A 20,877-nucleotide genomic window follows, 5' to 3' on the forward strand; every position below is an offset into this window, starting at 1 on the left:
GTGCATTCTTAGCCCGACGAAGGAGCATACTGGGTCTGATGACACCGATCCTGCTCGCGGCGATCCTCGCTCCCGCCCAAGACCAGGCGCTGCGGCTTCCGGCCCTGTTCTCCGACCACATGGTCTTCCAGCGCCGTTCGAAAGCGCACTTCTGGGGCTGGGGGAAACCGGGCGAAAAGGTCACGGTGAAGGTCGGCTGGACACCGAAAGCCTGGTCGACCGAAGTCGGCCCGAAAGGCCAATGGGAGGTCAGCGTTCCCACGGCGCTCGCAGGCGGCCCTTACGACGTCCAGGTCAAGGGCTCGAAGACGATCGACCTGAAGGATGTCATGATCGGCGAGGTCTGGGTGTGCTCGGGCCAGTCGAACATGGAGTGGCCGATGGCCGCGACAGACCACGCCCAAGAGGACATCGCCGGCGCGACCAACGGACGCATCCGTCTGTTCATGGTCGAGAACAAGATGACCGCCACGCCGCAGGACGACTGCAAGGGCACATGGCAACGAAGCACTCCCGAAACGGTCAAGGATTTTTCCGCCGTTGCCTATTTCTTCGCCAAGGAACTGAGCTCGAAGCTCGGCTGCACCGTGGGCGTTATCGATACGACCTGGGGCGGTACGGAAGCCGAACTTTGGACGAGCACGCCCGGGCTCAGAAAGCTGCCCGACTTCGCGGCGCGGATCGACCAAGCAGGCCAGGCCGAAGAGGGTTACCGCACAGCCTTGGCGAAGTGGAAGAAGGACGGTCAGGCGAAGGACTCTGGCTACGTCCGTTGGTCGGAACCGTCGTTCGACGACTCGGGCTGGACGAAGCTGTCCCCTTCAGGCCCCTGGGGACAGACCGAGCTCAAGGACTTTGACGGCGTCGTCTGGTTGCGCACGACCGTCGATCTCGGTCAAGAAGACCTGATCTCGGGAAGCAGTCTCGATTTCGGCCCGATCGACGATTACGACGAGACTTGGGTCAACGGCACGAAGGTGGGATCGACCGACGGCTACGACATCGAACGCCGTTATCCGGTTCCGGACAGGCTGTTCAAGCCCGGAAAGAACGTGATCGCCGTCCGCGTGACGGACTTCGTCGCCGAGGGTGGTTGGTCGCGTCCGCCCCAGATCGTGAAGCCCGGGTTCAAGCCGATCGTGCTTGACGACTGGAAAATGAACCGCGGGCCGTCGATCAAAGACATCGGTCAGCCGCCCGCGTACAACGCGCCGCGAGCGTCCTTGCTGTACAACGCGATGATCCACCCGCTGACGCCGTTCTCGGTCAAAGGCGCCGTTTGGTACCAAGGCGAAGCCAATGTAGGACGCGCGTTCCAATACCGCACCCTCTTTCCGGCGATGATCGAGGACTGGCGGCGGGCCTGGCGGTCTGACCTTCCCTTCGCGTTCGCCCAGATCGCTCCGTTCGACGGCTACGGTTCGGCGGCCGCCGCGGAGTTGCGCGACGCGCAGACGTCGACCCTCAAGCTGCCGGGGACCGGCATGGTCGTGACCACCGACGTCACCGAGAACGTCAAGGACATCCATCCGCGTGACAAGCGCAGCATCGGGCACCGGTTCTCCTTATGGGCCCTGGCCAAGGTCTACGGCCAGACCGGGTTCGAATATTCCGGCCCGATGTTCCAGTCGGCCAAGGCCGAGGGCGGCAAGATGCGCGTCACGTTCAGCCACAGCAAGGGACTGACGGCCAAGGGCGGCGCCCTCAAAGAATTCGAAGTCGCCGGCTCCGACCACAAGTTCTATCCGGCGACGGCCGAGATCGTCGGCAACGAGGTTCTCGCCTGGTCTCCCCAGGTCGCGTCGCCGGTCGCGGTTCGGATGGGCTGGTCGACGGCCCCGCTTCCGAACCTCTTCAACGCGGCGGGCTTGCCTGCCTCACCGTTCCGCTCGGACGATTGGCCGGGTTTGACCGACAAGGCGAAGTGGTGAGGAAGTGCTGCGGTTCATCTCCGCTTTCTGCGCGGCTTTCCGTCTTGAGCGGCCCGGCTGAAGCCGGGGGTCCAGCGGACTGAAGTCCGCGCTCCATAGTTCCGTTCAAATCTGGAGCCTTTGACGAGAATCGAACTCGTGACCTTCCCCTTACCAAGGGGATGCTCTACCGCTGAGCTACAAAGGCCGTTATGGGTCTGGTGGGGAGTGCAGGATTCGAACCTGCGAAGGCATTCGCCGACAGATTTACAGTCTGTTCCCATTGGCCACTCGGGCAACTCCCCAGACTCAGGCGGCCATTATACCGCCGGACCCGCCGCGACGGAACCCGCCGCATGAGTCCTCCATCTATATTCGGCTCGTGAGTTCGGCTCCCTGTAGGGAAGTCGTCAAAATAGCCTTGTGGACGACGACCCACCTCCGAAACCTCCGACATTAGAGCGCGTAACGAAACGCCTTTGCGTTCTCTGGGCCAACACGTTCCGTTCTTACATCGAATCTGAAAGGAACAGCGATCCGAAGTTCTGGGACGGCGAAGTCGAGTGCTTGCGCGACTGGCTTTTCAAACATTGCGCATCAGAGCTGACCGGACGAGAGCGGGCCCGCCACCACCTGGGAGCCGGATCCTGGGAGCGGCGGGACATCATCGCAGACTCGTGGGATCGTCAGGCCGCCGTTCCCTTGTTGTGGGCTACGCGCGCCTTGGACCCCCTTCCAGCTTGGGACTTTCCCTTGGGATGGGAGGAGGTCGGGATCGACACGAGCGAATTCCCTGATTTCACGTCCTTCTGTAAAGGCCCGATCCTTCCGATCGAGGAACTTGAGGAGGCGGGCAGGGTCATGGAGACCGTGTATTGGAGGCTCAGGACTCCGATCGAGGACTCGCGGGACGGCGATTATCGCCGCATGCTTATGGGAAGGGCGGCGGCCCTCGGTCACGTCCTATTGGCCAATGACGGTGATCTCGCCCTTTCCGACGGCAGGTCCGTCGCCACGCTGGACGATGAAGAAGTCGAAACCGTTTGGGGCGTAGCCATGGAACGTCTTTACGGCCTCAATTGGCTTTGTGGTCAGGAGGAGGACTGGGACTTGGTCACGGCAGATACGGTCGTCGATTGGCTTTGGGACGAGAACTGGGGCGAACCCAAGCGGCCTTCTTCCCTTGTCTCAAAGATTAGCGCAGTCATTCGGACTGTGATCCGTCGCCCCGGTGGTCCACAATGAGGCCAGATGCCGAAGACCCTGTTCGAGAAAGTCTGGGACGCCCACAAAGTGGCCGACCTGGAAGGGGGAGGGGCCCTGCTCTACATCGACCGCCACCTGGTCCACGAAGTGACGAGCCCGCAGGCGTTCGACGGACTCCGGGAGGCCGGGCGCCCGGTCAGACGGCCCGACCTCACCTTCGCGACGGTCGACCACAACGTCCCGACCGACGGTCGGCCGATCGACCCTCTCACCCTGTCCGGCAAGCAGCTCACCGCCCTCGACCGCAACTGCCAGGAGTTCGGCGTCCCTCTCTTCGGCTATGACGACCCCCGCCAAGGCATCGTCCACATCATCGGCCCCCAACTCGGCCTGACCCTGCCTGGGCTCACCATCGTCTGCGGTGACAGCCATACCTCGACTCATGGCGCGTTCGGTGCCCTGGCTTTCGGTATCGGGACGACCGAGGTCGAACACGTTCTCGCGACCCAGACGTTGCGCCAAGCCGGCAAGCCGAAGACGTTGGCCATCGAGACGACCGGGCGGCTTGGTGAGCGGGTCACGCCCAAGGACGTGATCCTCGCCATCATCCGTAAGCTCGGGGCAGGCGGAGGCACGGGCTATGTGGTCGAATACCGGGGCGACGCCGTTCGCGCGATGCCGATGTCAGGCCGCATGACCGTGTGCAACATGAGCATCGAAATGGGCGCCCGGGCGGGCATGATCGCGCCCGACGAGACGACCCTGGACTATGTCGCGTCCGACGACCGCCCCTATGCGCCGCGCGGCGAGGACTTTGAGCGCTTGGCCTCCTATGCGCGTTCGCTCCCGACCGACGAGGGGGCCGCGTTCGACCGGGTGGAGCACCTGGACACGGGCAACCTCAAGCCCCAAGTGAGCTGGGGCACGACTCCCGCCATGACGGTCGACGTCGACGGCGCCATCCCCGAGCCGAGGGACGCAGGCGAAGAACGCGCCCAAGGCTACATGGGTCTCAAACCTGGCGTGGCGATGTCCGAACTCGTCGTCAATACCGTGTTCATCGGTTCGTGTACGAACGCTCGGCTCGAAGACCTTCGCGAAGCCGCCGCACTCGCCAAAGGCCGCAAGGTTTCGGGCGGGGTCCGGGCGCTGGTCGTCCCAGGATCGGCTTCGGTCCGGCTCCAGGCGGAACGGGAAGGCCTTGACCAAGTGTTCAAGGACGCTGGCTTCGAATGGCACCGTGCCGGCTGCTCGATGTGCCTCGGGATGAACGGCGACATTGTCCGGCCGGGCGACCGCTCAGCGTCGACCTCGAACCGACCTTACGAAGGCCGACAAGGGCCCGGCGCACGAACGCACCTCGTGTCGCCCTTGACCGCCGTCGCGACCGCCGTCAAGGGCCACTTCGCCGACCCGCGGGATCTGAACTGAGAGCTCGATCACTGCAAAACGTGCAACGTTAAGCTCTCGGGCCTTGGCCGGCGTCAGGGGTTGAACTGCGTTAAACTCACCGAGGCAAGGCGGGCGTGAGCGGCCCGTTCTTTCGCAAGATCGTCTGGAGGTCCTTCCAAGACAGTTTCAACGTGAACGGTCCCGAGGCGTAGGAACCCAGTTCATAGGGAGCGAACTCCCAACTCAGGCCGTCCTTCCCCACCCAGAAGTTGTCAAGCTGGTGCCGGTTGAAATCCGAGACCATGCCGTTCTCGATCCAGTCCGTCCCCTCCTTCCGCATCGCTTCGCCGAGCAGGAGCCGTTGGAGAAGAGCCCGGCCGCTCGTATCGAGGACGAAGGCTTCCTTCGCACCGAAGCGCCGCGGCTTACCGCCGACATAGCCGTAGTTGAACGTCCAAACGAACCCGAGACCGTGCGCTCCGGCCGTGTAGGTGTAGCGACTGGTCTGGAAACTCACGAGACGGGGCCGCTGGAAGACGCAGCGGACGTCGGACTCGTAGTCGTACTGCGCCGACGGCATGTCCTTCTTCATGTCCGGCACTTCGTTCTTCGCCGAAGCCAGAAACTCGCTGAAGTCCTTTCGCTCGCGGGCGAAGACGTCGTTCCGGGCGAGCCGGGTCAAAGCGTCGACGGGTCTGGGAACGGCGGCCGTGGCCACGACCGACCAGTAGCCCTTCCGCTCGTCGGAAAGCTTGAGGTTCTCGTCGGCCGTGAGAGCCGACCCAGGCGGCAGGAGGACGAAGGTCAGCGCAGCAATCACGTGACGAGTATGCGCGAAGGCGGTTCGGCCCGTCCGAGCCAATTGACTTTGCGCGGGACATGGCGTAACACTCTCCAACGTGAGACCGTTCTTGATCCTCATCGTGCTGGCGGTGTTGACACGGCCTGCAGCCGCCCAACGTCAAGACCCCTTCAGCGATGGACCGACCTTATGGTCGGGCCAGAAGGACACTGACGCGCTTCTGAAGTTCCTGGCTCAAAAGCGAAAGATCGAGGTCCCGTCAGACTGGCAGGGTCAGACCCGACTTCTCTCCGACCACTATTGGACCCTCGTTTCAGTCCACGCGACGATCGCGGAAGACATCCGACGGCTGAAAGACTTGGTCCGAGACGATCCTGATGAGAACGCACCGCTCGTCAAGTCGCAGCTCGCTCGGCTTCAAACGCGCATCGATGAGATCAAGAAGTCCGGATGGAACCGGGTCGTAGACGCACTCCTCGTCCTCGTCCCACGTTATGCCGACGAACTACGGACGATGTCGATGGACCCAAAGGGCATGGTCCAAAACCTCCTCGACCTCGGAGACCGAACGAGCGCCTGTCGGTAGGCAGCGTCCTCGACCGCCAAAGGCCTTGACACGCCGCCACGGACCACGCACAATGCAACCGTTACCGAGCGGGCGTAGTTCAACGGTAGAGCGTCAGCTTCCCAAGCTGAATGTTGCGAGTTCGAGTCTCGTCGCCCGCTCCAGTCCTACTCGACGAACTCGACAGCCCCGCCGTCCGTCTGAACATCCGTGCTGACCGCCTTCTTGGCCTGCACCCTGAAACCCGAGGTCCCCACCCCCCGGACCTGGTTGTTCGGAGTGGCGTGCACGACGTTCAAGGACCGGCGCTTCCACAACCTACCGGCCGAGGGACGGGCGATGGCCCTTCCAGAGTCCCTAGAACGGACGGGCGTCCCAAGGTCGAGGATCGTGTGGCTCCGTGACCGCGACGCGGAAACGAGGCGCGTCGATTTCGAGTTCAAGGAGATGTTGGGACGGGTCAAACCCGGCGACACCTTGGTGGTGTTCTATTCGGGCCACGGTTACTTCCAGGACGGAAAACCTCAGTTGGCGACGTACAACGCCGAAGTCGCCTCATCGGGATGGAGGATCGAAAGGGTCTCGTCCTGGCTGTCCAAGGCGTTCAAAGGAAGCTGTCTGGTCGTCGCGATCGATTGCTGCGCATCGGGTTCCATGTTGCCCTGGTTCCAAAACCAACGGTTCCCGGTGACGTTCCTCGCTTCGGCCAAGGGAGACGCGCAAGCCCCGGAAGGATGGTCGTTCCAAGAACTTCTGGGAGCCTCCGTCGCAAGGCACGGTCAGGACTGGGCCGCTGTCCGTCGGGACATGGACGACGGATGGAACGGCCAGACGTGGTCCGGCGGATAGAGTTCAGCGGTTCCCGAACACGCCCTGCCCGGACAGCGACATCGAGCGCCTGACCATCCGGTGGAACTCGTCCCAGTCCGGCGACTGTAGTTCGATGGTGTAGGCGTCTGTCCGTTTCGAACCGGCCATGAGGCACGCTGCGTCCGCCTCCTCCGTCTGGTTGTACTCGATCCTGGCACGGAAGGGAGCCTCGATCCGGTAGGGTGCGACCTGGGCCGCGTGCTCGACGGCCTCGCGGGCCGTCCGCTCGATGAGCGGCCCTGTCACGGACGGGTGCAAAAGCCGTGCGCAGTATCGCCCGACCCCGTGCTTGACGGTCGTAGTCCGGACACCGGGGAACAGCGAACTTGCTTCGGCGCAGCCCTTGTCGTCCGAACTGACGTACACCAACGGCACTCCGAGTGATCCGGCCGTCAGTGCCGAAAGCGTCATCTCGCCCGCGGGGACGTCGTTGATCCAAAACCGGTGGATCGTCCCCATGATCGTGTGTTCCATCGTCCCGGCTTCGGTCCCTGCCATCGCGTGATAGCCCACCAACATCGCACATCCGAACCCGGCCTCCAGACCGGACATCATGCCGAGCGGGTGGGGCAGGAGCCCGGACAGCAGCTCGACGCCGGGTTCGAGTTCGTCCACCAAAAGGTTACGTGACGTCCCGTGAGCGTCCATGACAAGGATCCGGCGCGCTCCCGCCGCCCGAGCCCCCCGGACGGCGGCGTTCACATCGTGGGTCATCATCCGCCGTGCGAACGCCCAATCGTAGTGTTCTGGAGCGGGCCGCCCGCACTGCGCCCAGGCGACCGTGCCGGTGATCCCTTCCATGTCCGCCGAGATGTAAACGTCCATGGGGCCAGGTTACCGCCGCGACCCGGCCCGGGCCTTTTTTTCCAAGGGGCTTAGAATCCTCAAGAGTTGCCCACGACCACGAGCCGGCTCGACGTCTTGCGGAACCTGCAGACGGCCAACGCGGACGGTGCCCTTGCCGCCGCGTTCAGTACTCTGGTGGGCGGCACGTTCCTCATCGGCTTCGTGCAGTACCTGGGCGGCTCCGACCTTTGGATCCAAGCCCTGGTCGCTTTGCCGAGTTTCGTCGGACTGCTTCAGATCCCGGGCGCCATCTGGGGTCGGAGGTCCGCGTCGTACAAGCGGTTCGTCGCTCCGGGCGGCTGGCTGTGGCGCGTCCTCTACGGCCCGCTCATCGTCCTGCCCCTCGCACCGTGGCCCAACGACGTGAAACTCTGGGTCCTTGCAGCCTGTATCGCGTTGGCCACGGCCGCCACCCAACTCGTGACCCCGATCTATAACGACTGGATCGCCGAGCTCGTGCCGGCGGACAGCCGGGGCTGGTACTTCAGCCGCAGGACGGCGGTGACCACGGCCGTAGCGATGGGGATCTCGTTTATCGGCGGCGTCCTCCTCGACCAGTTCCAGAAGGGGGACAGGTCTGGGCCGGGGTTTTCCATCCTGTTCGGAATGGGGCTCGTGTGCGCGCTGGCGAGCATGGCGTTCTTCCTGCGCATGCGCGACACCGTCCGGACGAACACGGTCCAAGCGGGGGTCCGCGAAAGCCTCGTCCTCATGGCGAAACCGGCGAAGGACCGCGAGTTCCAGAAGGTGTTGGTCTTCACCGTCGTCTTCATCGCCGGAGCGACGATCGCGGGCGGCCTCTACGTCGCGTTCGCAAGGGAGAGCCTCGGGCTGAGTTGGACGGCGATCCAGTTGACCCAGGTCGCCCACGCAGTCGGAACCGTCGCCTTTTCGAACATGTGGGGCTACCTCGCCGACAAGTACGGCAGCAAGCCCGTCTTCGTGATCCTCATGGTCGGGGCGTTCCTGACCCCGTTCGTTTGGCTCGTCTGCACGCCAGGGCACCCGGTCGAAGCGACGGTCTATCTCGTCATCGGGCACGTCTTCAACGGCCTCGTCTGGTCGGGCATCGCCGTCTGCCAGATGAACCTGTACATCGCGACGTCGCCGCCTGAAGACCGGGCCAACTACCTCGGTATGGTGTTCGCGGTCCAAGCCGCGGTCGGTGGCATCGCCCCGTTGATCGGTGGGCTCATGATGGGCGCCTTCCGGTCGTCGATGCCGCTAGAGCACGCGTACAAGGCGATTTTCCTCGTGGTCATGCTCATTCGGATCGTGGCCTTCCTGGTCCTCCTCCCTGTCCGTGAAGAAGGGTCGTCGGCCCTTGGACAGACTTTGGGACAACTGGGACGGGTGAACCCGCGCGGGATCCGGGCGCTTCGGCGTCTCACGCGGACCGGGAACCCGGCGGCAAAAGCCGAGGCGATCCGCGAAGTCGGCTCGGCCCAGATGCCGTTGGCCTCGGCCGAGCTTCTTCGGGCGCTCCAGGACCCTTCGCCGACCGTCCGCAGGCACGCGGCCCGGGCCCTGGGACGTCTCGACGACCCGAGCGCGGCCATGGCCCTGGCCCGGTTCGTCGAAACGAACCGCGAACTCGTCGAAGAAGAGACGCTCGACGCCCTAGGGGACATGGGCTCTCCCGAGACGGCGCCGATCGTCGCTACGTTCCTGAGCGATCCGCGTTCGCCCCTCCGTCGCCAAGCCGCCAAGACCTTGGGCCGTCTGGGTTCCGACGCGTTTCTCGATCCGCTCCAGTCGGCGGCCAACGACACGTCCGATCCCGACTTACGGCGCGCCTCGATCCAAGCCCTGCGCCTCATCGGTGCGGACGGCGCCCAAGACGTCTTCTCACGGGCGTTGCTCGATCCGCACCCGTCCGTCCGGTCGGCGGCGGCGGAAGCGGTCAGCGAACTGAAACTCACGGCCCTGGCCCAACCCCTTCGCGACGCGATCCAAGTCTACGGCGACGCGTATTCCGGCGAACTCGCCTACGCGTTAGGGACCGTCGGATCCGAGGTCGACCTGCCGACTTTGATCGAATGCGCCGAAAGGGCCGAAAGCCCGACCACCCGCAGAAGGTGCCTCCTGGGAATGGCCGTCCACTTTGGAGTCGAACACGACCTCTATCGCTTGATGAACCTGCGCGGGTTCAGCCGCGACCAGGAACTCGTAAGCCTCCTCAGGCCCGTGTACGTCAAGAGCAAGCGGTTACGGGAAGCCGTCCAATCGTTCTCGTTGGGCCAGGAGACCGCCGCTCTCGACATGTTGTGCGGGACACCGAGGACGAAGGTGCTCTTACCGTTCAAAGGTCTCGACGTTCCCGAGCTGTTCTTGGTCGCCGCGCTTGTCTATGTCAAGCGGGCATAAGGTAGCCTCACGGCTTCCAAGCGACCCGATGAAGCTGCCGTTGCGAGCGACCCTGACCCTGCGGATGACCGCGCTCTTGGTGGGTACGCTCGTCGTGCTGGGCGCGGTGGCCTTCTTCAGCGCCCAACGGACCGTCAACGACCTTGCCGACCGTATCATCCGTCAGACGTCCCGGTTGATCGACGGACGCGTCGAAAACCTTTTGTCCAGGGCCGAGAGTAACGGAAGGCTCATGGCCGGCTTCGTCTCGCCCACGACCGCGACCCAACCCGTCATTTCCAGCGCGAGCCAGTTCGACGCCCTGGCGGCCCGACAGTTCGAAGTCGTGTCGTCGAACCCTCACTTTAGTTCGATCCGCTTCGTCTTGGACCGGACGGGAGAGCACGTCATGGTGATCCGCCAACCGAACGGGTCGCTGGTGCTGCAATCGACGATGCTCGTCGAGGGCGGCAAGAAGCTCGAACGGAACCGGGTGCCCTTCGGTGAGTCGTTCCGGAACCTCGTCGCCGACGCTTACACGACCACGGACTTCCGCTCGACGCCGTGGTACCTCCAGGCGAAGAAGGAAGCGAGCCAAGTCTGGACGGGCACCTATGTCATCCGGAACATCGCCGGGCCGGACACGCCCGGGATCACGTACGCCCTTCCCGTCTACGACCGAAAGAACGTCCTTTTGGGCGTCGTCGCGATCGACTTCACGATTTCCGATCTCAGCCGGTATCTCGAGACGATCACAGTGGGATCGACGGGGTACGCCGCGCTGATCGAGTTCAGCCCGCTGACCGAGCCCCGGATCGTGGCCCATCCTCAAGCGAACCGGCTCGTCGTCCCTGAAGGTTTGACCCAACGGCTCGCGACCGTCCACGAACTCGGGGACCGGGCCCTCGAGACCCTGATCGGGTCGATCCAGGACGACTACCGGACCATCCGCCAAGACGACGTCCGAAGGAAGCTCGTCCGCGTCCACGGCCGGGCCTTCCAGACCGGCATCCAAAGGGTGTCGGGCGACAGGTCCCCGGATTGGTTCCTCGCCATCGTCATCCCCGACGGCGACTTCATGAGCGGCGTTTGGCAAGCCGGCGTTTCGTTCGTCTTGCTCAGCGTCGTCGCCGTTTCGATCGCATCGGTCGCGAGCCATGTCATGGCCGGACGCTTGGCCCGGCCCCTCCAAGCCCTGGCCGCGGAGACCGAGCGGGTACGAGCCCTCGACCTCGAGCCGCGCCGGCTGCCCGAATCGAAGGTCAAGGAGATTTCCGACCTGTCCGGAGCCATGGAACAGATGAAGACCGGCCTGCGCTCGTTCGGCAAACTCGTGCCGGCGGACTACGCCAAGTGGTTGATCGCATCCGGTCAAGAAGCCAAGCTCGGCGGCGAACGACGGCGCATCACGACCTATTTCGCCGACATCATCGGGTTCACCGCCCTTTCCGAGAAGAAGGAGCCGGAGGAACTCGTGGAGATCCTGGCCGAGTACCTGGACGTCCTCAGTTCGGAGGTCCTTCGCAACGGCGGTACGGTCGATAAGTTCAACGGTGACGACGTCATGGCGTTTTGGGGCGCACCGTCGGCGCGGTCCGACCACGCGTTCCTGGCCTGCAAGACTGCGGTCGAAAGTCAGAACACGTTGGCCGAACTCCACAAAGTCTGGGCCCAAGACGGTAAGCCTTTGCTCCGGGCGTCGTTCGGCATTTCGACTGGCGACGTCATCGTCGGAAACGTCGGCAGCCGGCAACGGATGAACTACACCGTCATCGGAGACGCCGTCAACCTCGCTTCGCGCCTCCAGGGGTTGAACAAGTACTACAGCACCGAAATGCTCGTCAGCTCCGAGACCGTCCGGGAGGCGGGGGACGCAGTCGTGACGCGTACTGTCGACTACGTATCGGTGGCCGGTCGAGGCGAGCCGATCCCCGTCTACGAGCTTCTCGCCCTGACCGAAGGAGCCGAGAGCGACGTCATCGCCCTTGCCGAGATCCACGACCGCGCCCTTCGTCTCTACCGCGACCAGCACTTCGCCGCCGCGATCGACGAGTTCGCCAAGGTGTTGGCCCTCCGCCGCCATGACGGCCCGGCCAGGATCCTCCGCGAGCGTTGCGAACGGTTCATCGAGTCGCCTCCCGGCGACCAGTGGGACGGCGCCGTCCACATGCATCTTAAGTGACGGTCACCGCTCGACGGTGACGGTGCCAGGGTAGCCCTCTTCACCTTTGACCGTGATATGGACGGGCATGAACTGCTTGATGACCCAAGCCATCGTCACCAGGCGGCGGGTCACGACCGGCGTCGTGTACACCGTCTTACCTTCCGAGAGTGCGGCGATCGGAAGGATCTGGTCGGCCAAAAAAGAGTCGACGGTGGCAGGGGACTTGAACCACTCGTCGAAGTTCCGGACGGCTTGGTCGACCACGAGCTCCATGCGGAGCCCTCGCTGACCGAGCGCCGTGCCCGATCCCCGGCCCCGCTCGAACTCCGCCCAAAGCGTCACGGAGACTCCCGGAGTCCGAGACCGGACCTCCGACACGGTCACGTCGATTTCGTGCCCCCTTTCACTAAAGATCTGGGAAAGCCGCTTGGCCCCTCGGGTTCCGACGTCGGGTGAGACGTCGGCCAGAGTCAAGACGGCGCGCAAGGACCTCAACTCTCCTCGTTCGGGCCATTCGAGGGCGCTCGGCACACTGGGTTCGAACTCCACCGTCACCTGGCCTCGGGACCCGTAACCGAAACCCGCCCGGTCCAACGAAGGGAAGACCGCCACGCCTTGTTCCCGGTGCACGGCCAACGTGGCGCGCTCCCATGCGTCGTACCCGAGCGTCCCCGATCCGTGGCTCTCTCCGGATAAGGTCAGGCGGCTGTAAGCTCCGCTCCGGCTCAAGACGGGAAGCAGAGATTCGGCGATGACGATCGCACTACCCGGAACCGTGCCTTCTACGTGCGAGGAAACGTCGAAGGACGCATCGACCTTACGCGGCGCGTGACGCGGCTCGAACACCAAGGTCGTGACGTCCAGTTCGTGACCCGTCGCGTCCGCCCCACACGAGGCGGACAAGACTTGCAGAAAGGTCAGGTCCTCAGGGTTCAGCCCTTTCCGGCGCATCGCGCCCCGTACGTTGTTCACCCGGAGCGACTGCTGGGTGAGAGCGGACATCGCAAGGGCCGTCCTCAAGAGCGCACCGCCGCCCTCTCCGTGGGCGCCGTTGATGACGACGGGCAACATGTCGACGCGCATCGGCCTAGATGAGTGTGCCCGAATCCCGGCCTCAGAGCTTGGCCCGGAAGAACATGTATTCGACGAGCCGGATCACATAGGCCAGGGCGACGATCAGTAGAGCGACGAGGATGAGCTCGTGGAAGGCGATCTCACCCGTCCCAAGGCCCGACTTGGACAGGTCGCCTGTGTCGTCCTTCCGGTTGATGGCCTTACCGTAAAACTTGTCGATCCCCGTCAAAGCGCCCTTGATTCCGTTCGACATCGGATCGTGGAAGGCGATGTAGACGACGGCCATGCCGCCGATCGCAGCGGGCATCGCCAACTTGTACTTGTGCTTCTGGTGCTCGTTGTAAATGGTGCACTGGCGGCACCGTTCTTTCTTCTGGTCCAGCGTCAGTTTGTGGTTCAGAGGAATGAGCTTGGCCGCCGAAGCCGGATCCTCGGGCACCAGTTTGCCCGACATCGCGTTCCGGATCACCGACTCTTCGCACATGCACCCGACGCGCTCTTTCCAGCAGGTCCGACGGGCGTGATAGATCGGGCACCGTTCACGGACGAACTTCCGGCAATACGGCAGTTGCCAGCACTTTCCGAGGAAGACGTTGCGGACGTCCTTTTCCTCTTTCAACCCCTTGCCGTACTTCATCTGATCGGCTTTGGCGCCTTCACGTGCCCTGATCCGCACCCGCGTGAAGACGTCGAAAACGAGGGCCAACAAGCCGACGATCCCGACGGGAAGTCCCGACCTCTGGACGGCCGCCAAGACGGCTGCAGACGACGCGGTCGGAGTGTTGTTGCCGAAGATCGAAGGCAGGTACGACGGACTGAAGAACAGGGCCGCCCACACGATGATCAACAACGGGCCTAGGATCTCCTCGCCCCATTGCAGGTAGGCGATCGCGATCGAAGAAAGGGCCATCCCCGCGATCGCGACCGTTCCGAAAGTCTGGGCGTTTTGGAGGATCTGCGCTTCGTTGCCGGTGCCTCGGCCCGTCGCAAAGTTCGCGATCAGGAACCCGATGCCGATGAGTCCCGCCGCTCCGCCGATCGTCAGCGCGAATCGGGAGATCCCATCGAACACCACCGACAGCTTGTCTGCGGCTGTATCGACGCCGGGGTTCCTGTCACGCTGAGACATAGGTCAATTCTATCTTGATCGATCACGCACCATTGGTGCGCGACGACCCGATGCCGATACGACGGACGGTGGACACCCTTCGGTTCGCGCAAAGGGACGCCGAACGCTAAGAGACCGGACTTTCGGTCGGGTCACTCGGCGACTTCGAGGAACACCTTGCCCGAAATGATCTGGCCGGCGATGGGCATGTTCGTCCAGACCGCTTCGGTCTTCAACGTCGCGCCCGACTTGGCGTCCACCCAGACGGTGCCCTTCGAGGTCGCCGGATCCGACCCGCTCGTTTCCTTTGACTCGAAGTTCAGTTTCACCGCGTCGCGGGTCCCGAGCTTCTCAAATGCGGCGATTTCGTACGAGAAGTGGACGGGGACTTCGCTCTTGCCCTTCTCCCCCTTCACGTCGGCCTCCCACTTCGTCCCGACCTTAACGGGATCCTTCGGCCAAAGGACAAGCTGCATGTTGGCCGCACGGTAGACGTCGGCGTTCACGTCGTCACTCCCCTCGACCGACGAGATCGACCCGTCGGCTTTGTACGTCGTCGTCATCGGCGCCCCGACGCCACCCGGAGCAGGCTGTTCTTGACCGTTGACGTCCAAGACCTGGTCGGACTGCTCGCTACTGACCGTGAACGTCCCGTCGGCGTTGACCTTCGTGACCTTCTCGGTGACCTTGGCCGCAAACTTGATCTGCATGCCTGATATCTCAGTCTCGACCCGAAGTTTGTACTTGGTCGTTTCGCCTTCGGTCGGCGTGCGCTTCAACGCGACGGGGTCTTGGGCGAAAGCCGGGACGACGGCGAGGACGAGGACGGAAGCGAGCAGGGCTCTCATGGCGGGATTCTACTTCCTGCCGGCCAGGCTGGACGCCAGGCCCAACAAGGTTCCGGTGGCCGACGCAAGACGTGCCACCATTGCATCAGACGGCCGGAACGGACGGCCGGCATCCCGACCGGGCCCTTGGACATGGAACAGGCCGGAAAGACCTTGATGATCGTCGGCGCGGCGGCCGCCGTCGTGGGCGCCGTGCTGTGGGTGGCCGGACGCGCTTTTCCCGGCCTTCGCTTGGGCCGCTTGCCCGGTGATTTCGTCATCGAGAAGCCGGGATGGACGTTCGCCTTCCCGGTCGCTACGATGGTGCTCCTGTCGGTCGTCCTGACGGTCGTGCTCTGGATCATCGGGGCGGGGCGGAAATGACCGTCCGGGCCGTCACGTTCGACTGTGCCCAGACGTTGATCGACGTCGATTGGCGTCCTGCCGTCCTCGCCGTCGAGTGCGCGCAGCATCTCGGGTTCGACGTCGACGAAACAGGCCACGCGGCCGTCTACGACAGGCTCTTGAGGTCCCGATGGGGCGAATTCCGTGAACTCAACCTGACGAGGGACGCGAACCTGACGGACGCATTCTGGGACAAGCTGACGTCGGACTGGTGCCAAGAATGCGGCTACCCACAGGGGTCGACCGTCAAGGTGCTCCACGAAGCGAGAGAACGGCTCTTTGGGCCGGCGTCGACGGTTTTCCGACTTTACGACGACGTCGTTCCGTGTCTCGAAGCCTTGGCCCGCTCGGGAGTCGTTTTGGCCGTGGTGAGCAATTGGGACATCTCCCTGCACCGGGTCATCGACGCGTTCGGATTGCGTCCGTTCTTCGCCACCGTCGTCGCTTCGATGGAGGAGGGCGTCGAAAAGCCGGACCCCAGGATCTTCGAGACGGCGTTGCAGAGGATCGGAATGGACGCAGCAGCGGCTTGGCACGTCGGTGACAACCCGGTGGACGACTTCCAAGGCGCCCGCGGCGCCGGCATGAAGGCGGTGCTCGTCGACCGGTCGTCTTCGGACTCCTCCGGTGCCTACGTCTCGACATTGACCGACGTCCCGGAGAGGATCGGCCTCTGAACCTCGACGTCTTGGACTACGAACTGCCGGAGGACCTGATCGCGCAGGCCCCGTTGCCCGACCGGACGGCGTCGCGGCTACTGGTCCTGCACCGCGGTTCGGGACTGATCGAGCACTTGAGTTTCCGGGACGCGCTCGGTCTGCTCCAGGCCGGCGACCTTCTCGTGATGAACGATACAAGGGTCACGGCCCGTCGACTTCTCGGGCACCGGGAAACGGGCGGCAAGGTCGAAGCCTTGATCTTGGGACGACAAGGGGCCGACCACTTGGCGTTGACCCGGCCTGCCAAAAAGCTCCGTCCAGGCGAGACCATCGCGTTCGACCAAGGGTTGTCGGCACGGGTCGTCGCTGATCTCGGAAACGGCCGCAAGCTCCTGTCGTTCGACGGCGCTCCTGACGACGTGATCGCGTCCGCCGGATCCGTCCCTCTGCCACCGTACGTCCACGGAACCCTCGAAGACGAAGAGCGCTACCAGACCGTCTATGCGAGCGCGCCGGGGAGCGCCGCCGCACCGACCGCAGGCCTCCACTTCACCTCCGGCTTTTTGACCGAGCTCCGGGCGATCGGGGTCGAAACGGCCACCGTGACCTTGGACGTCGGACTCGACACGTTCCGGCCGATCGCGTCCGAAGACCCCCTTCGTCACGAAATGCACGGCGAGCGGTGCGTCGTCCCCCTGTTGACAGCGAGAAAGATCGCAGAGTGCCGGGGCCGGGTGGTCGCCGTCGGCACGACGACGGTCAGGACCCTCGAAAGTCTGTCGACCGGCCCCAGGCGTGTGGAGCCAAAGAGTACGGACACTAGGTTGTTCATTACGCCAGGTTATCGGTTTAAGACCGTCGACGCGATGTTCACGAACTTTCACCTACCGAAGACCACGATGTTGCTGATGGTTTCGGCCCTATCGTCCCCGGAGTCCGTCCGGACGGCCTATCGCGAAGCGGTCGAACGCCGATACAGGTTCCTGAGCTTCGGTGATTCGATGCTGATCCTCTGAGGGCGAACCGCGAAGTCCGATCGAAGAAAGTGTTGTATAGTGCAGGGGGGTAGGTATGCCTGGTACAAAACAGTTCGATCCGTTGGCGTACATCGAAAGCGCCTTTCTGGACACGAACCCTGAGGGTGCGGCGTCCGAGAAGTCCGACAAGGCCGCGGTGACCACACGAAACCGGGCCGAGCGGTCGGTCAAGTTCCGGAAGACCGCTTTGAGCGCCCCTCGCCCGCGACGCTCGAAGGCCGAGGTCCCGACAGGAATCGACCCGAATTTCAAAGATCTGCTCGAGCACCTGCCGAAGAACGTCGAGTTCTTAGGACGGTTCTTCAGCGACAGCGTGACGTCCCACTACTACAACCACGAGTTCAAGGAAAGCCGCGAGGAGATGATCCGACGGCTTCTCGACCCCGAGTTGTCGCTCGAAGAAGTGAGCCGCCTGTTAGGCGTCTGCCCGGCGACGGTCAGACGGTACACGAACAAGGGCTGGCTCGAACACCACCGGACGAAGGGCGGGCAGCGCCGCTTCCGGCTCAGCGGCCTCGTCCGCTTCGTGGACAAGCACGGCCGCATCCCCGAGGCATAATCTCGGTCTGTGGAGCCCTTGAGGATCGCGCTGTTCTCAGACAGTGCCTTGCCCGTCTTGAACGGAGTGAGCGTCAGCGTCGACGCCCTCGTGCGGTCGTTGCGCGACGAGGGGCACAGCGTCTTCCTCTACACGTCGCTGTACGCCCGGTTCCGGGATTCCGACCCGAACGTGACCCGGTTCTTGGCCGTCCGGACGCCTTGGACGAAGGACTACCCCCTCGCCGTCCCGCCGTTCTATCCCTGGTTCCACGACTTCAAGAAAGGGCGGTTCGACATCGTCCACACGCACACTCCGTTCACGGTCGGAATGGTCGGGCTCCGGTGGGCGCAATCGCTCGAGATACCTGTCGTCGCGACGTACCACACCCATTATGACAAATACGCCCACTACGTCCCGTTCTTCCCAAAGCGCTACCTCCGGTACAAGATCGCGAAGCACACGAACTTCTATTACGGGAGCGTCGACCAGGTCGTCACGCCAAGCGAGGCGTCAAAGCGGTGGCTCAAACGGCACTCCGTAAAGCGTCCGATTACGGTCGTTCCGACGGGCGTCCCCGAACCCAAGGCTCTCGACCGCCGGGCCGTCCGGGCCGGCTTCGAAGTCCATCCGATGCGAAAGGTCGTCCTCTATGTCGGTCGGTTGGCCCTCGAAAAAAACCTCTCGACCTTGCTCGAAGCCGCGCCATTGATGATCGAACGGGACAAGGAGGTCGAGATATGGATCGTCGGAGACGGCCCGGCACGGGACGAGTACCTGAACCAAGCTAGAGCATTGGGCATCGGAGACCGTGTGAGGTTCTGGGGTTTCAAGCCCCGTTCCGAGCTCGACGCCTACTACGCGGCCGCCGACGTCTTCGCTTTCCCGTCGATGACCGAAACGCAAGGGCTGGTCGTCTTGGAGGCGATGTCACACGGGCTGCCGGCCGTCGTCGTCCAAGGAGGCGGCGCGTCCGGCGCCGTCGAATCCGGTCAGAACGGGTTCGTCGTCGCGAACGACCCCCATGACGTCGCCGAGGCGGTCGTCAAGCTCCTTTCCGACCCGTTGCTCCATTCGGCCGTATCGGAACGAGCCCGGGCCACGGGCCTTTCGTCGACCGTCGGCGCCATGACGCGTCGCGTCCTTGACGTCTATCAGGCGGCACTGTCCGGGCCGCCGTCCGTCGTGGAGGCCTTGCGGTGAAGTCCAACGGTCTCCGTGATTTCTTCCTGTTGACCGGAGCCCTCTTGGTCCTCAGACTGCTTCTCGGATTCCTCACGGTGCCGCCGGGACCGGCCGCGTTCCTCAGCGTCGTGTCCAGCATCGTCTTCGTAGGGATCCCGATCGTGGCCCTCTACCGCGCCGCCGATTACGGATGGGGCCGATCCGGAGGCCCCTCGGAAGACGTGGGGACGAGCCCGACACGGTCCGGTGCCAAGGTTCTGGCGTGGCTTCTGGTCTCTGGTGCGGTCTTACACGCCGCCGCGGCCCTAGCCTTGCGCACAGTGCTCCCGGCCACCGGTCCCGCTACGGTTCTCGGACAGGCCGTCGTTCAATGCGGTATCGCGCTCTGGACCCTTGGCCTGGGCGGGCTCGTCGGGCTCTTGATCAAGGACCGGAACATCATCTTGCCCGTCGCGCTGTTCCTTGCGGCCCTCGATATGTTCCTCGTGTTCCACCCGCAGGCCCCGACCGCCCGACTCGTCCGGCAGAACCCCCAGTTCTTTCAGTCGATGGCGGTTTCGGTGCCGGCGGTCCGAGAGACCTCCTCCGAGGCGGCTCCGGTCGGAGCGAGCGTCGAACCACAGGCCTTCGTCGGGCCGGCCGACCTGCTGTTCATCGCGATGTTCTTCGTCGGGATGTCCCGGTTCGGTATGCCATTGTCGCGGACGGCAAAATGGGTCGCTCCCGTCATGGTCGTCTACCTGCTGATCGTGCTTTCAAAACTGAACCTGAACATGCTTCCCGCCTTGGTCCCGATCGGCGGAACCGTCCTTCTCGTGAACCGCCGGGAGTTCAATCTCGATCGGTCGGAGAAAGCCATGGTCTGGGGGATCGCGGTCTTTTCCGTCCTCCTCGCAGGCTTCGGCCTGTACGGCCACTTCACCGACAGGCGGCCAACAGTGCAGACTGCGCCTTCGATGCCGGGGAACGTCCAAGCACCTCCAGAACAGGCAAAGACGCCTTTGCCAGGGCGATAGAGTCCACCCCGCACTCGAACCCGCTGCGCTCCAAGAGGTAGACCAAATCGTCGGTGGCCAGATTGCCGCCTGCTCCGGGAGCGTACGGACATCCGCCGAGTCCGCCGGCACTGGCGTCGAAAGACGTGAATCCCGTGTCCAAAGCGACTTGGACGTTCGCGACGGCCGTACCCCGTGTGTCGTGAAAGTGCCAAGCGACGCGGGACCGTTCGACGCCGAGCGATCGGATGACGGCCCGTACCTCTTTCGGGACGGCCACACCGGTCGTGTCACCGATGCTCACCTCGTCCACACCGATGTCGAGCAGCCGTAGCGCCAATCTTCCGGGCAACTTGGGATCGACCTTCCCCGAGTAAGGGCATTCGAACGCCGTGCTGAGATAGGCCCGCACCCACCCGTCGGAGACCGCGCCACGGAACTCGCGGACGACGTCAGCGAACGTCAGGATCGACTCGTCCACGGACATGTTGATGTTCTTCTGGGTGAACGCTTCGCTCGCGGCCGTGAAGACGGCGATCCGTTTCGTCCCTTGTTCCAAGGCCCGTTCCAGCCCCTTCGCGTTCGGGACGAGCGCCGACCACAAGACCCCTTCCGGAACCTGTGCACAGAGCTCGGCCGCGTCGGCTAACTGCGGCACCCACTTGGGAGAGACGAAGCTCGTGACCTCGATCTCTTGGAGACCGGCCGCCGCCAGATCGGCCACGAACCGGGCTTTCGTTCCGGTCGGCACGAACACGGCCTCGTTCTGAAGGCCGTCGCGCGGCGCGACCTCCACGATCCTGATCATGGGTCCATTGTGACTCCGGTCGGTCGCTCGGGGAGGGCAAGGTCCGCACAAAAAAAAGACCCCGCCTTGCGGGGCCTAGCACTTTCATCTCTTTCAGGGAAGATCCCTCGCTTCACGGCCTCTTTATCGTGCCGCCGCGG

The 20,877-nt window shown here is 63.8% G+C and carries 19 protein-coding genes and 3 tRNA genes; 14 read left to right on the top strand and 8 right to left on the bottom strand.

Features of this window, described 5'->3' with window-relative positions; all coding sequences use genetic code 11:
- The first annotated feature begins 38 nt into the window (after window positions 1-38).
- Window positions 39-1,931 (top strand): 9-O-acetylesterase, encoded by a 1,893-nt coding sequence (locus JST30_03315; protein ID MBS1713346.1) that lies wholly within the window; start codon window positions 39-41, stop codon window positions 1,929-1,931.
- A gap of 112 nt (window positions 1,932-2,043) precedes the next feature.
- Here the strand turns inward: JST30_03315 and JST30_03320 are convergent.
- Together JST30_03320 and JST30_03325 are read right to left on the bottom strand one after the other, a co-directional pair.
- Window positions 2,044-2,118 (bottom strand) — tRNA-Thr (locus JST30_03320).
- An 11-nt stretch (window positions 2,119-2,129) separates the two neighbouring features.
- A tRNA-Tyr gene (locus tag JST30_03325) sits at window positions 2,130-2,215 on the bottom strand.
- Window positions 2,216-2,333: 118 nt separating this feature from the next.
- On the opposite strand from JST30_03325, the gene JST30_03330 reads away from it, so the two are divergent.
- A complete protein-coding gene (locus tag JST30_03330; GenBank protein MBS1713347.1) occupies window positions 2,334-3,155 on the top strand; it encodes a hypothetical protein in 822 nt (273 codons plus the stop codon).
- 6 nt (window positions 3,156-3,161) lie between these two features.
- Window positions 3,162-4,547 (top strand): 3-isopropylmalate dehydratase large subunit, encoded by a 1,386-nt coding sequence (leuC, locus tag JST30_03335; protein ID MBS1713348.1) that lies wholly within the window; start codon window positions 3,162-3,164, stop codon window positions 4,545-4,547.
- Between the two features lie 76 nt (window positions 4,548-4,623).
- Here the strand turns inward: leuC and JST30_03340 are convergent, their stop codons facing one another.
- The gene (locus JST30_03340) at window positions 4,624-5,328 is read right to left on the bottom strand and encodes a DUF3298 and DUF4163 domain-containing protein (protein MBS1713349.1); all 705 of its coding nucleotides are present in this window, start codon (window positions 5,326-5,328) and stop codon (window positions 4,624-4,626) included.
- A gap of 79 nt (window positions 5,329-5,407) precedes the next feature.
- On the opposite strand from JST30_03340, the gene JST30_03345 reads away from it, so the two are divergent.
- The 3 genes from JST30_03345 to JST30_03355 all read left to right on the top strand — a co-directional run bounded on the left by JST30_03345 (window position 5,408) and on the right by JST30_03355 (window position 6,724).
- Window positions 5,408-5,896, top strand: a complete 489-nt coding sequence (locus JST30_03345) for a hypothetical protein (GenBank protein MBS1713350.1) — start codon at window positions 5,408-5,410, stop codon at window positions 5,894-5,896.
- Between the two features lie 68 nt (window positions 5,897-5,964).
- Window positions 5,965-6,039: transfer RNA gene (locus tag JST30_03350), tRNA-Gly, on the top strand.
- A 46-nt stretch (window positions 6,040-6,085) separates the two neighbouring features.
- Window positions 6,086-6,724, top strand: a complete 639-nt coding sequence (locus JST30_03355) for a caspase family protein (GenBank protein MBS1713351.1) — start codon at window positions 6,086-6,088, stop codon at window positions 6,722-6,724.
- Between the two features lie 3 nt (window positions 6,725-6,727).
- On the opposite strand, the gene JST30_03360 is transcribed toward JST30_03355, so the two are convergent.
- On the bottom strand, window positions 6,728-7,570 hold the full coding sequence (locus JST30_03360) for a M55 family metallopeptidase (GenBank protein ID MBS1713352.1): 843 nt from the start codon (window positions 7,568-7,570) through the stop codon (window positions 6,728-6,730).
- A 66-nt stretch (window positions 7,571-7,636) separates the two neighbouring features.
- On the opposite strand from JST30_03360, the gene JST30_03365 reads away from it, so the two are divergent.
- Both JST30_03365 and JST30_03370 read left to right on the top strand, forming a co-directional pair.
- The gene (locus JST30_03365; GenBank protein ID MBS1713353.1) at window positions 7,637-9,958 is read left to right on the top strand and encodes an MFS transporter; all 2,322 of its coding nucleotides are present in this window, start codon (window positions 7,637-7,639) and stop codon (window positions 9,956-9,958) included.
- Between the two features lie 28 nt (window positions 9,959-9,986).
- A complete protein-coding gene (locus tag JST30_03370) occupies window positions 9,987-12,119 on the top strand; it encodes an adenylate/guanylate cyclase domain-containing protein (GenBank protein MBS1713354.1) in 2,133 nt (710 codons plus the stop codon).
- 3 nt (window positions 12,120-12,122) lie between these two features.
- Here the strand turns inward: JST30_03370 and JST30_03375 are convergent, their stop codons facing one another.
- The 3 genes from JST30_03375 to JST30_03385 all read right to left on the bottom strand — a co-directional run bounded on the left by JST30_03375 (window position 12,123) and on the right by JST30_03385 (window position 15,131).
- Window positions 12,123-13,184: a hypothetical protein gene (locus tag JST30_03375; GenBank protein MBS1713355.1), complete on the bottom strand. Its 1,062-nt coding sequence runs from the start codon at window positions 13,182-13,184 to the stop codon at window positions 12,123-12,125.
- Between the two features lie 31 nt (window positions 13,185-13,215).
- On the bottom strand, window positions 13,216-14,304 hold the full coding sequence (locus tag JST30_03380; GenBank protein MBS1713356.1) for a hypothetical protein: 1,089 nt from the start codon (window positions 14,302-14,304) through the stop codon (window positions 13,216-13,218).
- Between the two features lie 131 nt (window positions 14,305-14,435).
- Window positions 14,436-15,131 carry a hypothetical protein gene (locus JST30_03385; protein ID MBS1713357.1) on the bottom strand — a complete coding sequence of 232 codons (696 nt, stop codon included), beginning with the start codon at window positions 15,129-15,131 and terminating at the stop codon, window positions 14,436-14,438.
- Between the two features lie 132 nt (window positions 15,132-15,263).
- Here JST30_03385 and JST30_03390 point away from each other — a divergent pair, with 132 nt between their 5' ends.
- From JST30_03390 to JST30_03415, 6 genes are all read left to right on the top strand, one after another.
- Window positions 15,264-15,494, top strand: coding sequence for a DUF2905 domain-containing protein (locus tag JST30_03390; GenBank protein ID MBS1713358.1), 231 nt, complete (start codon window positions 15,264-15,266; stop codon window positions 15,492-15,494).
- Window positions 15,491-16,192: an HAD-IA family hydrolase gene (locus JST30_03395; GenBank protein MBS1713359.1), complete on the top strand. Its 702-nt coding sequence runs from the start codon at window positions 15,491-15,493 to the stop codon at window positions 16,190-16,192. Before JST30_03390 ends, JST30_03395 begins: the two co-directional genes overlap by 4 nt.
- Window positions 16,189-17,190 carry a tRNA preQ1(34) S-adenosylmethionine ribosyltransferase-isomerase QueA gene (queA, locus tag JST30_03400; GenBank protein MBS1713360.1) on the top strand — a complete coding sequence of 334 codons (1,002 nt, stop codon included), beginning with the start codon at window positions 16,189-16,191 and terminating at the stop codon, window positions 17,188-17,190. Before JST30_03395 ends, queA begins: the two co-directional genes overlap by 4 nt.
- Window positions 17,191-17,572: 382 nt before the next feature.
- On the top strand, window positions 17,573-17,770 hold the full coding sequence (locus JST30_03405; GenBank protein MBS1713361.1) for a helix-turn-helix domain-containing protein: 198 nt from the start codon (window positions 17,573-17,575) through the stop codon (window positions 17,768-17,770).
- 9 nt (window positions 17,771-17,779) lie between these two features.
- Window positions 17,780-18,952 (top strand): glycosyltransferase, encoded by a 1,173-nt coding sequence (locus JST30_03410; GenBank protein ID MBS1713362.1) that lies wholly within the window; start codon window positions 17,780-17,782, stop codon window positions 18,950-18,952.
- Window positions 18,949-19,950, top strand: coding sequence for a hypothetical protein (locus tag JST30_03415; GenBank protein ID MBS1713363.1), 1,002 nt, complete (start codon window positions 18,949-18,951; stop codon window positions 19,948-19,950). Before JST30_03410 ends, JST30_03415 begins: the two co-directional genes overlap by 4 nt.
- Here the strand turns inward: JST30_03415 and JST30_03420 are convergent.
- Window positions 19,853-20,737, bottom strand: a complete 885-nt coding sequence (locus tag JST30_03420) for a hydroxymethylglutaryl-CoA lyase (protein ID MBS1713364.1) — start codon at window positions 20,735-20,737, stop codon at window positions 19,853-19,855. The genes JST30_03415 and JST30_03420 overlap by 98 nt on opposite strands.
- Window positions 20,738-20,877: the final 140 nt, after the last annotated feature.

The sequence above is a fragment of the Armatimonadota bacterium genome, from assembly GCA_018268395.1.
Taxonomy (GTDB): domain Bacteria; phylum Armatimonadota; class Fimbriimonadia; order Fimbriimonadales; family Fimbriimonadaceae; genus JAEURO01.

Excerpts from the sequence above, each read along its gene's own strand:
- JST30_03385 (MBS1713357.1), bottom strand. The coding sequence starts at position 15,131 with ATGAGAGCCCTGCTCGCTTCCGTCCTCGTCCTCGCCGTCGTCCCGGCT.
- JST30_03420 (MBS1713364.1), bottom strand. The coding sequence starts at position 20,737 with ATGATCAGGATCGTGGAGGTCGCGCCGCGCGACGGCCTTCAGAACGAG.
- leuC (MBS1713348.1), top strand. The coding sequence starts at position 3,162 with ATGCCGAAGACCCTGTTCGAGAAAGTCTGGGACGCCCACAAAGTGGCC.
- JST30_03360 (MBS1713352.1), bottom strand. The coding sequence starts at position 7,570 with ATGGACGTTTACATCTCGGCGGACATGGAAGGGATCACCGGCACGGTC.
- JST30_03370 (MBS1713354.1), top strand. The coding sequence starts at position 9,987 with ATGAAGCTGCCGTTGCGAGCGACCCTGACCCTGCGGATGACCGCGCTC.
- JST30_03395 (MBS1713359.1), top strand. The coding sequence starts at position 15,491 with ATGACCGTCCGGGCCGTCACGTTCGACTGTGCCCAGACGTTGATCGAC.
- JST30_03315 (MBS1713346.1), top strand. The coding sequence starts at position 39 with ATGACACCGATCCTGCTCGCGGCGATCCTCGCTCCCGCCCAAGACCAG.
- JST30_03380 (MBS1713356.1), bottom strand. The coding sequence starts at position 14,304 with ATGTCTCAGCGTGACAGGAACCCCGGCGTCGATACAGCCGCAGACAAG.
- JST30_03375 (MBS1713355.1), bottom strand. The coding sequence starts at position 13,184 with ATGCGCGTCGACATGTTGCCCGTCGTCATCAACGGCGCCCACGGAGAG.
- JST30_03390 (MBS1713358.1), top strand. The coding sequence starts at position 15,264 with ATGGAACAGGCCGGAAAGACCTTGATGATCGTCGGCGCGGCGGCCGCC.
- JST30_03405 (MBS1713361.1), top strand. The coding sequence starts at position 17,573 with ATGATCCGACGGCTTCTCGACCCCGAGTTGTCGCTCGAAGAAGTGAGC.